The organism is Flavobacterium panici, assembly GCF_024499525.1.
GTDB lineage: Bacteria > Bacteroidota > Bacteroidia > Flavobacteriales > Flavobacteriaceae > Flavobacterium > Flavobacterium panici.
On record NZ_CP100437.1, the window covers coordinates 972,414 to 983,556 of the forward strand.

General features: G+C 33.6%; 12 protein-coding genes. All 12 read right to left on the reverse strand.

The window, feature by feature from the left end; genetic code table 11:
- Window positions 1–75 precede the first annotated feature (75 nt).
- Window positions 76–1,347, reverse strand: coding sequence for an adenosylmethionine--8-amino-7-oxononanoate transaminase (bioA, locus tag NLJ00_RS04400; RefSeq protein WP_256636368.1), 1,272 nt, complete (start codon window positions 1,345–1,347; stop codon window positions 76–78).
- Window positions 1,348–1,445: 98 nt separating this feature from the next.
- Complete coding sequence (bioD, locus tag NLJ00_RS04405) at window positions 1,446–2,063, reverse strand: dethiobiotin synthase (protein WP_256636369.1); 618 nt, start codon at window positions 2,061–2,063, stop codon at window positions 1,446–1,448.
- Window positions 2,064–2,229: 166 nt separating this feature from the next.
- Window positions 2,230–2,847, reverse strand: a complete 618-nt coding sequence (locus tag NLJ00_RS04410; protein ID WP_256636370.1) for a hypothetical protein — start codon at window positions 2,845–2,847, stop codon at window positions 2,230–2,232.
- Complete coding sequence (locus tag NLJ00_RS04415) at window positions 2,837–3,268, reverse strand: RNA polymerase sigma factor (RefSeq protein ID WP_408611617.1); 432 nt, start codon at window positions 3,266–3,268, stop codon at window positions 2,837–2,839. The genes NLJ00_RS04410 and NLJ00_RS04415 overlap by 11 nt, the downstream gene beginning before the upstream one ends.
- A gap of 78 nt (window positions 3,269–3,346) precedes the next feature.
- Window positions 3,347–4,210: a TraB/GumN family protein gene (locus tag NLJ00_RS04420; protein WP_256636372.1), complete on the reverse strand. Its 864-nt coding sequence runs from the start codon at window positions 4,208–4,210 to the stop codon at window positions 3,347–3,349.
- Window positions 4,211–4,340: 130 nt separating this feature from the next.
- Window positions 4,341–4,742 carry a GxxExxY protein gene (locus tag NLJ00_RS04425; protein WP_256636373.1) on the reverse strand — a complete coding sequence of 134 codons (402 nt, stop codon included), beginning with the start codon at window positions 4,740–4,742 and terminating at the stop codon, window positions 4,341–4,343.
- A 42-nt stretch (window positions 4,743–4,784) separates the two neighbouring features.
- Window positions 4,785–5,921, reverse strand: coding sequence for an aminotransferase class I/II-fold pyridoxal phosphate-dependent enzyme (locus NLJ00_RS04430; RefSeq protein WP_256636374.1), 1,137 nt, complete (start codon window positions 5,919–5,921; stop codon window positions 4,785–4,787).
- Between the two features lie 77 nt (window positions 5,922–5,998).
- Entirely contained in the window at window positions 5,999–6,637 is a 639-nt protein-coding gene (locus tag NLJ00_RS04435) for an NAD(P)-dependent oxidoreductase (RefSeq protein WP_256636375.1), read from the reverse strand.
- 192 nt (window positions 6,638–6,829) lie between these two features.
- Window positions 6,830–7,345, reverse strand: coding sequence for a hypothetical protein (locus tag NLJ00_RS04440; RefSeq protein ID WP_256636376.1), 516 nt, complete (start codon window positions 7,343–7,345; stop codon window positions 6,830–6,832).
- A 64-nt stretch (window positions 7,346–7,409) separates the two neighbouring features.
- The gene (locus NLJ00_RS04445; protein WP_053474004.1) at window positions 7,410–7,691 is read right to left on the reverse strand and encodes a F0F1 ATP synthase subunit epsilon; all 282 of its coding nucleotides are present in this window, start codon (window positions 7,689–7,691) and stop codon (window positions 7,410–7,412) included.
- A gap of 92 nt (window positions 7,692–7,783) precedes the next feature.
- Window positions 7,784–9,295 (reverse strand): F0F1 ATP synthase subunit beta, encoded by a 1,512-nt coding sequence (gene atpD, locus NLJ00_RS04450; RefSeq protein WP_026984148.1) that lies wholly within the window; start codon window positions 9,293–9,295, stop codon window positions 7,784–7,786.
- Window positions 9,296–9,530: 235 nt separating this feature from the next.
- Window positions 9,531–11,096 carry an SGNH/GDSL hydrolase family protein gene (locus tag NLJ00_RS04455; protein WP_053474003.1) on the reverse strand — a complete coding sequence of 522 codons (1,566 nt, stop codon included), beginning with the start codon at window positions 11,094–11,096 and terminating at the stop codon, window positions 9,531–9,533.
- Window positions 11,097–11,143: the final 47 nt, after the last annotated feature.

Genomic DNA, 11,143 nt, shown 5'->3' on the forward strand with positions numbered 1-11,143 from the left:
GGGTTGAACAGATTTACACGGAGTAAATAATTAAGCTGCGTAAATCTGTTTTATCCGTTAAAATCTGTGGGCAAATCATACCATTTCAATAGCTTCTTCAATAGTAGTGTATACTTTATGAAGCTGTTCATCTGTCATTATATATGGAGGCAAAATATAAACGATATTCCCAACGGGGCGCAAAACAACTCCTTTATCAATAAAGAAATTATATAATTTTGTCCGCATTGATCCGTAATAGCTTTCTTCTGAATCTGATTTTATTTCAACGGCAAAAATAACTCCCAAAGTTCTGGCAGTAATTACTTTTGGATGATTCTCAATCTTCTTTTGAAAATCTAAATGACTAGCATTTATTCTTTCAATATTTTGCTGCATTTCTGTTGTCTGCAATAAATCCATACTTGCTAAAGCCGCCGCACAACCTGTTGGATTCGCTGTAAATGTATGACCATGAAACAAAGCTTTATTAATATCATCATCATAAAATGCATCGAAAATATCCTGAGTAAAAGTTGTAATCGCCATTGGGATTGTTCCTCCGGTTAATGCTTTCGAAAGACAAATCATATCCGGCTCTTCCGAAACATAATCCATAGCAAAGGTTTTTCCGGTTTTTCCAAAACCCGTCATTACTTCATCAGCAATTGTCAGGACATTATTTGCTGCACATATCTGAATCAATTTTTCTAACGCTTCAGGTTCATACATTACCATTCCGGCTGCGCCCTGTACCAAAGGTTCAAAAATAAATCCGGCACAATTATGTTTTTTAATTGCTTCTTCTAAAGCGTCAAAACTTGCCTGCTCCTGCCCTTTTATTGGAACAGGAATTCGGACTACATCTATAAACATTCCTTGAAAAGCTTGTGTATAAAACGAAATTCCGCTCGCTGCCATCGCCGCAAAAGTATCTCCGTGAAAAGCATTTTCAAAGGCAATAATTGTAGTTCGCTTTTCATTCTTATTAAAGAAATATTGAAGCGCTACTTTAATCGCTACTTCAACTGCCGTAGAACCATTGTCTGAAAAGAAAATCTTCTGCTGGTTTTTCGGCAGGATTTCCATTAATCTCTCCCCAACTTTTACTGCCGGTTCATGTGTAAAACCGCCAAACAAAACGTGCTCTAAAATTGTCAATTGTTTGTAAATAGCATCGGCAATAAATTTATTACTATGCCCAAACGGATTTACCCACCAGGAAGCAATTGCATCGATGTATTCTTTATTGTTTTCATCCCAAAGTAATGCGCCTTCTGCCCGAGTAATTGCAATTGGCGTTTGTGAAGTTTTATGCTGTGTATAAGGATGCCAAAGATATTGACGATCTTTTTCTGTTAAGCTCATTGTTAAGAAAATAGAAGAAAGAGAATAGAAAAAAGACTAAACTCAATTGTTTAAACAAAGATAGGAAACTCTATTTTCTTTATTCTATAATCTTTATTCTATAAATTAAGCAAATTCTCTCTAAATAAATCGGCGTATTCTTTAATTACATTTTGATCGAAATAGGGTTCTTCATCAATTCTTCCGATGCAGTTTATTCCGGTTTTATTCAGAATTAAACTTTCTGTTGATTTGTTTTCGCTTCCGCTGAAGATAATTCCAGCGACTTTAAATCCCCGATTCTGAATTGCCTCAATCGTTAATAAAGTATGATTAATACTTCCCAGATAATGTCTTGAAACAACAACAATTTTATAATCTGGTTGTATTAAATCGATGATGGTTTCTTTATCATTTAACGGAACAAAAATTCCACCTGCACCTTCAATAACTAAATTGTTTTTCGTTTTTGGTTCCTGAATTTGATTTAGTTCGATTTTTACACCATCAATTTCTGCCGCCAAATGCGGACTTGCCGGTGTATTCAATTTATAACTGTTCTCAAAAATTTGAGTTTTTTTATTAGAAATTCGGGATTGAATTTTATGACTGTCAGAATTGTCTAAATCCCCAGCTTGAATTGGTTTCCAATAATCAGCCTCTAAAGCTTCTACAATAATCGAAGAAGCGATTGTTTTACCAACATCTGTCGAAATTCCTGTTACGAATATTTTCATAATTTATTGACCACGAATTTTACTGATTAAACAGATTAACGCGGATTTTTATTTTTTTAATCAATCTTGGCTTAATAATCAGTGTAAATCTGTCACATCTGTTTTATCTGTGAGCCATCAACAAAAATACCAATAAAAACAAACCCATCATTACGATGGGTTCTGTTTATTCTTCTTCTTTTAATTCGTCAATTACTTTTCTTATTTCACTGGCGAATTTTCCATAAAATTTGTGGACCCACCATTCTAAAGAAATCCCCATAAAGAGTACTCCAAAAACAACAATCAAAAAGAATGCGACTAAATGTCCATTTGAAAATTCGTGATCAAAAAATCCCGGAATTTTTGAAAACGCATAATAATAAAGTCCCAAAAGGTATAAAACCAAAAACGGCGTTAAGGCAAACCCAAATGTTTTGTACAATTCCATATTCAGTCTTATGTCAAAATAAGTTTCATACAAACTGTCTTTTGTTGTTAAAGTGGTATTATTTAGTCTTTTATAAAAGAAATAAAGCTTCAGTAAATAATAAACACAAACGGCCACAAAAAGACTAAAAAGTAAATAATAAAAAAAAGTCCATTTTGGCGGCAGATTTGCAATCAAAGGAACTGTGCCAATGAAAACTATGGACAGGATTTGATAATAAAATTCTGTTTTCAGGTTTTTTTTAATTTTATCCAAAGGTGTATTTGCCGATTGTATTTTTTCTAAATTATGGGGAACAACAACATTTTTTGGCTGATCGTTATTCCATGCGTTTTGTATTTCATCAAAATCCATATCCTTGGTTTTTAATTATATCTTTTAATTTTTCTTTTGCCCGATTCAGTTTTACTCTCGCATTTCCTTCAGAGATTCCGAGGTTTTCTCCAATTTCTTTATGTGAAAAGCCTTCTAACTGATAAAAAATAATAGCCTTATCAATTTTTTCCAGTTTTTGAACAGCTTTATAAAAGTGTTCAATCTGGTTTTCTTTGATTTGAGAATCGCCTTCTTCTTCTTTTACATTTTCTGAAGCGATTTCATATTTATCAACTTTCCGCTTTTCTTTCTTCAGGAAAACAATTGCCGTATTTACAGCTACGCGATACATCCAAGTTGAAAACTGACTTTCATTTCGAAAAGAATCATACGATTTCCAGAGCTGGCAAATAATTTCCTGAAATAAATCCTGCTGATCGTCATGTGTATCCATGTACATTTTAGAAACTTTGTACAAAATTCCCTTATGATTTTCAATCCGATTTAAAAACTCTTGTTCCCTTTCTTTCAAAATCTATTAATTCAGAATTGGTTTTACCTTATAATCTGCTTTTCTTAATAAATTAATAACTCCAAATTCTCCTGCCAAATGTCCTGATCCAACAGCAAAAAAGATGCTTTGCTTCTTCATTAATTCGGGCATGTTTTTTACCCAGTTTAAATTTCTTTCGTCAAGAATAATCTTTTTGGTTTTTTCGCTTGTATATTTTTTATCTGTTGTAAAATCAAACATTAAATCAATATTCTCGGTTTTATATGCCGAAACTAATTTAGCCGATTCTTCAGGAGTCGATTCTTCTAACATCGAAATCATTTCATCAGTTGAATACGCTTTATCAAACATTCCGAATTGTTCCTTTACAGTTTCAAGCCCGCCAATTTCAATAGTTCTTTTTTTAGCCTGCTCTATAAATTCCATTTCGTAGAATTTTAAATCGGCGCAGTCAAAACTTTTCATTGAAATCAAACTCATTACAGTCAGCAAACTAAAGCTGTCAACTTGCTGCACGGTCATTCCTGTAGTTTTCTTGAGAATTGCATCTAATTTTGTCAGCTGTTCCGGGTTTAGTTTTTTGCTTAAAGGTTCTTTTCCCATTGCCAATTGCTGCATTTCTGACATTTCTTTTGGATCAGAAAAGTTGATTTCAAGTATTAATTTTTCAGAAGATTCTAAAGCTTTCTTGGTTTTTTCAGTTAGAAAATAATCCGAAGAACAAATCATATGAATTGTTCCATATAAATAAGAAGGTTTAGAAAGTCCGTTCCCGGAAACTTCCCATAAAAGAGAATTTTCTAATTTAGCCGATTTGGTTTGAGCTTGTGATTTTATGCTAAAAGCAACTAATATAAATGCTATAAATAAATGGAATACTTTTTTCATTTTGAAGATTGGTTAGGTTAATGACTAAAACTCATTTTATAATTACAACTCGTAAGTATAGGAATAGTCAAAACGTTACAGAAAAATATTGAAAATTATTTTAGCCCACTGATAAAACAGGTTTAACGGATTAACGCAGTATTAAATTTGGTTTTCTGTTATTTGTATAGATTAAGCGTTTGAATTCTGGGCTTTCTCCAAAATTCAAAAGCAGGCCGACTTCCATTTTTGTTGATTTGAGATAATTCATCAATTGGGCTATATGCGAGCTTAAAAGATATTCACAAGCTTTTAATTCAATTATGATAACATCATCAATTACCAAATCTGCGTAATACTCGCCAACTAATTGATTTTTGAAATATACTTTGATTTGTTTTTGAGTTTCAACTTTATAGCCTAAAGATTTTAGTTCAAAATACATTGCATTTTGATAAACTTTTTCCAGAAAACCATAACCTAATTGATTATAAACATCATAAAATACTTTTAGAATAGATTTTGATTTTTCTTTGTGTAATAAGTCAGACATTATACGCTGTGTAAACCCGTTTAATTCGTTTAATCGGCGGGCCTAATATACGTAATTTCCTAATAATTCTAGAACTTGCTTAATTTCGTCTTCAGAATTGTAACTGTGGATGCAAAAACGCAAACGTTCCTGACCTTCGGGAACTGTTGGAGAAAGAATTGGTTTTACATCAAAACCTTTGTCTTGTAATTGCTGAGCTAACTTCTTAACACTTTCGTTTCCCTGAACAATGGCAGACTGAATTGCTGATTTACCTCGAACAAACATTGGTTTTAGACCTAATAAGTTTTTCTGCTGATTGAAGAAAATAATATTTTGACGCAGTTTTTCGATTGTTTCTTTTTCAATTTCCAGCTGTTGATATGCCGTTAAAATTGTCGCAACAGAATGTGGAGATAATCCTGTAGTATAAATAAAACTTCGGGCAAAGTTTATTAGATATTCTTTGAGTTCCGGACTTCCAAGTACAACCGCGCCGTGACAGCCTAAACCTTTTCCAAATGTCATAATTCGGGCAAAAATTCTGTTGTGCAGTTCTAAATACTGAAGAAGACCTTCTCCTTTATCTCCAAAAACACCCAAAGTATGAGCTTCATCAACTACTAAATAACAGTTGTATTTTTCCGAAAGCTGTACTAATTCTTCTAAATTCGGGCTGTCGCCATCCATAGAAAAAACAGTTTCGGTAACTATGTAAATATTGGTATCGGGAAATTTTAGAATAAGTCGTTCTAAATCTTCAAAATCATTATGGCTGAATTTGTATGATTTTGCATTTGACATTACAATTCCATCCCGAATGGAAGCGTGACTTAGTTCATCATACAAAATAACATCATTTCTTTGCGGTACAGCGCTAAAAAAACCCAAATTGGCATCATAACCCGAATTAAAAATTAAAGCGGCTTCTGCGTCATGAAATTGTGCAATAAAATTTTCTGCAATATGATATAAAGAATGGTTTCCTGAAATTAATCTTGAACCTGTCGCTCCGTTTTGAAAAATTTCATTTTCGTGCAGATAAGCATGTGTCAATTTAAAAATTGATTCGGATTTTGAAAATCCGATATAATCATTCGAAGAAAAATCCACCAGATTATTAAACACGGGGAGTTTGCGAAGCGAATTATTCTGCTTTCGGTTTTCAAGTTTCTGATTAAGATTTTCAGGTAATTTCATAAAAACAAAGTTATGAAATTGAAATTTGATATAAACAAACAGCGGGTTTTGATATTCCCGCTGTTCTTTATTGTATTCTAAATTGCGCTTATAAATGGCGATTGCCTGCTATAATTTGATTCAATTATTTCCTTAACCATAAATTCAGCAATATCAAACGCGCTGATTTTGTCTCCTAAACAATCTTCGAGATTAACCGCTATATCAGAACTATTATCTATGAATTCAATAAAAGGAACACGAACCTGCGTCCAGTTTGCTTCACTTTCGATTAAAAGATTATACGCTTTTTGGCGATCTTCCTGAATTACTGGAAAATTGGTTTTCATCCAATCTGTTGCCGTAATAGTTTTTGGACTTTTTTTATCGAATGGCGTATCGATATTAAGACCCGCAAGAAGAACATAACGTTTAATTCCATATTCATTCATTGCTTTTAAAACATTCTTGGTTAGTTCACTTGCAACTAAAGGCTCGTCTTTTCTCTGACCAATTGTACTTACTACTGCCTGACAATCTTTCAACAATAATTTTATGGATTCAAAATCAAGCGCGTCTCCCGTAATGATTTCAATTTTAGGATTTTGAATTTCGAAATTTTCAGGATTTCTTAATAACAGTTTTAAACTAAATCCTTCTTTTAATAACTGGTTTACAAGATATTTTCCAGTTCTTCCGCCGCCGCCCAGAACAGCGACTTTTGATATATTTATCATAGGTATCCTTTATAAAATTTGACATAAATAATTTGCGCTTTATCAGGTCGATAAAACGAAAACATAAAAGCTTACTGAGCTTTTATAATTGAATCAATATTTTATAAAGAGATTTTAATACTTCAAAAATAAAAAATATTTTTAAAGCATGGTATAAAAAACCAAACAACATTGTTTGTTTAATTTATATAATCATTTAAGATTTTCTTTTTCGATCCATTTAAATTTACCTTTTTCTGTCGCATCGAGTAAATTAACTTGTAGTCCATTTGCAATTTTAAATGCCAAATTATGTGCTGATTGAACATTAAAATGGACAGAAACCGATTTTTTCTTGTTTTCTGATAACCAAATTTGAACCTCAAAATCCCTATCTGAATAATTTTTATAAACAGACACATATTGCACTTCCTTAAAAATAGTGTCTTTACATAAGGGAATTCCAAATAATGTAAAATTGAAACGAGCCGATTTGTTTTCAGCATTTGTATAGACACTTTTTTTAAAAGTTAAACCTACAGCGCAAACAAACATAAAAAAAACAGCTACAAAAAACTTTAAACCATTTATACCACTACCCGAATAAAAAAGTTCAATCATCTTAAGTGCCATTATAACAGTAAAAATATAAAGGGGCGTCGCTAATATAAAGTGCCAAAAAGGCCTTTTTGAAGTATAAACTAATTTTTCTATTTCTTCATTTTCCATGTTTCAAAAATAAAAAAAGCCACTCACTATGTGAATGGCTTTTAAGATTATTTCGAAATTGTTGTTAGTCTACTAAAACAATTATCTTGTTATCTTTCATTTCGATTGTTCCTGACGTAATATCTAGTGTATAGGTTTGGTCATTCACTTTCGTAAATTTATTTGCTACCTCTTTAGAAAAATCAAAGCTTGCCGCTGCAATTTTAATAGTTCCTTTTTCTAGAATAGAAACAATAGGAGCGTGATTATTCAAAATCTGAAAGCTTCCATCAACTCCCGGAAGTGTAACCGAAGTTACTTGTCCTGAAAATAATTTTGCTTCTGGTGATACTATTTCTAAAATCATAACTTTTTTTTAAATTCCAAATTATAAAATTCCAAATCCCAATTTTGGAATTTGGAATTTTTATTTTTTGATGTTTATCAAGCTATGCTTGATTATGCTTCTGCTAACATTTTTTCTCCAGCCTCAATAGCATCCTGAATAGATCCTTTTAAGTTGAAAGCTGCTTCTGGAAGGTGATCTAATTCACCATCGATAATCATGTTGAAACCTTTGATAGTATCTTTAATATCAACTAAAACTCCAGGGATACCTGTAAATTGCTCTGCTACGTGGAACGGCTGAGACAAGAAACGTTGTACACGACGAGCTCTTGATACAGAAAGTTTATCTTCTTCAGATAATTCTTCCATACCTAAGATCGCGATAATATCTTGAAGTTGTTTGTATTTTTGTAGAATTTCTTTAACTCTTTGTGCACAGTCGTAGTGCTCGTTTCCTAAAATTTGAGGAGTTAAAATTCTTGAAGTAGAATCTAACGGGTCAACCGCTGGATAAATACCTAACTCAGCAATTTTACGAGACAATACTGTTGTAGCATCTAAGTGGGCGAAAGTTGTAGCCGGCGCCGGGTCAGTTAAGTCATCCGCAGGAACGTAAACCGCTTGTACAGATGTAATAGATCCTTTGTTTGTAGATGTAATACGCTCTTGCATAGCTCCCATCTCTGTTGCCAAAGTTGGTTGGTATCCTACTGCAGAAGGCATACGGCCTAAAAGTGCTGATACCTCAGAACCTGCTTGTGTAAAACGGAAGATGTTATCAACGAAGAATAATACATCTTTACCTTGATCTGTTCCTGCTCCATCACGGAAATATTCAGCGATAGATAATCCTGAAAGTGCCACACGTGCACGAGCTCCAGGTGGCTCATTCATTTGTCCGAAAACGAAAGTAGCTTTAGACTCTCTCATTCCTGGCATATCTACTTTAGATAAATCCCATCCTCCATTTTCCATAGAGTGCATGAAATCATCACCGTATTTAATAATTCCTGACTCTAACATCTCACGAAGCAAGTCATTTCCTTCACGTGTTCTTTCTCCTACTCCTGCGAATACTGAAAGTCCACCGTGACCTTTTGCGATATTGTTGATCAACTCCTGAATCAATACTGTTTTACCAACACCAGCACCACCAAACAATCCAATTTTACCTCCTTTTGCATAAGGCTCGATCAAATCGATTACTTTAATACCTGTGAATAAAACTTCTGATGAAGTTGATAAATCTTCAAATTTAGGAGCTTGTCTGTGAATAGACAAACCGTTTTCTCCTGTTTTTGGCAAGTTTCCTAAACCATCAATTGCATCTCCAATTACATTGAATAAACGTCCATATACGTCTGGACCGATTGGCATTTGGATTGGATTACCAGTTCCAACTACCTCATATCCTCTTGACAAACCGTCTGTAGAGTCCATAGAGATTGTACGAACAGTGTTTTCTCCAATGTGAGATTGTACTTCTAGAACTAATAAAGTTCCATCTTTTTTAGTGACTTCTAACGAATCATAAATTTTTGGAAGTTCAACATCTTTACCGTTGAAAACTACGTCTACTACTGGTCCAATGATTTGAGCAACTTTTCCTATTACTTTTGACATTACTTATGTATTTATTAAATAGCTATTTAGGTTTATCGAAAATACCTCTTTTTTCAGAGCGCAAAGATAATTTTTTAAAATATAAAATCAATTTTTTTTTCATAAAAAATAGCACGATTTTGTTTGATTCATAAAAACAGACTTTTAAACTGTCGTTTATATCATTTTTTAACGAAATAAAAAAGCCACTACATTTTATAAAACGAGTGGCTTTCTTAATTAAAAAAATGGTATATTATAATGACGCCGGGTATTGAATTGGGTATAAAGCCAAATCAACATGACGAAGTGTAGAACCATACTTAGCGTTTATTGCATCAACAAAAATATTAGCAATCAAACCATATCCTCTTCCGCTTGGGTGAATTCCATCTAAAGAAAAAGCACCACCAGTTACATAAGTTGACGACATTGTATAATTTCCAAATCTATATCCGCCGCTTGCCAGTTGAGTCAACAAAGCTCTTGTATCAACGAAAGCCAAACCTTTTTCTTTAGCAACCGCATCGATAGTTACATTATAAGCATCTGTTGCTGTTTTAATTTCTGCAATTTCTGTTGGGATTAAAACATGTTTGTCCTGTAAAGGAAAGGTTACTCCAAATTTATCTAATGGCGCAGGCGGTGCAATCCCAAGTCCAGAATCTGAAGCTTTAGGAGCGGCACCAATATCTGTTCTTGTTGGTAGTACCACTAAATCTGTAGCTTTTGCTTGTCTTGCCTGTCCGAAAACTGCTCCATAAAAAGCTGCAGTCTGTGCCCCTAAAGAAGGCGTAAATGCTGCTGTTAATTGAGCAGACAAATTAGGAAGTGACTCGTCTTTTATTAATACTGGATTTGCAGCCGTTTCAGATAATAAATTAATTCTATCACCTGCCTGAAAAGCTGTTAATACTTGTTTTAAAGGCCCGTATAATTGTGTGTTTAACGCTTTAATTGTTGCTTTACCTACTGCTTCATTATTTCCTCCAAGAGATTTTGCCGTAAGCGGATTATAAGGTACTGTTGTAAAATAAGGCAAAGCTGTAATATATGGAAGATTTGCCACTACTCCTTTTGCTCCATTTGCTGTTAGAGTTGTTGCCAATGCAGTATAAACATTTGCAAAAACAGCTGGATCTGTAATATCATTTGGTCCATACGTAGCAGGATTTAGGTTTCCTTTTTGATCTTTTCCAACTCCACCAGAAATTGCATAACTTAAAACATCATTTCCTCCAATAAATAAAGAGAAAAATGTTGGCGCTTGTGTTGCTGCATCAGCCAAAACTGTTGTTGAAGGTGTACTTGCAAATCTTGCAAAATAAGGATTCGCTGCTCCTGTAGCTACACCTGCAACATTTCCGTATCCTGGTGCAACTAAGTGAAAACTTTTTGCACCCGGAACTCCCATATTATTAAATGAACCTGTAAGATGTGCTGTTATTTCTGTTGTTGGTTTTCCCGCCACATTTACCGGAGCTTGTCCATTAAAATATAATCGGGTTGCGGCAACTACATTTCCTCCTAACAATAAACCACCAAGATTATCATTCATATATGGAGTTGTAAAAGCTCCACCGCCAGCAGCCACAAATTGCTGCGCTAAAATATTAGTATAAGCTCCTTCTTGTCCTTTTTTGAAAAGAGCGTTATCACTGTAACCAGCCGCAAAAGAATCTCCAAGGGCAACATATTTTGTAAAAACTGCCGAACCGGGAGTTACCGGAACTTCTTCGACAGTATTATTATCATCATCACTATTACAAGCCGCCATAAAGGTTAAAGAAACCAATAATAGCCATTTTATATTTTTTTTCATGTTAGTACTTTTTAAATTATTACCTCTTCATTTTCATTGAACCGCTC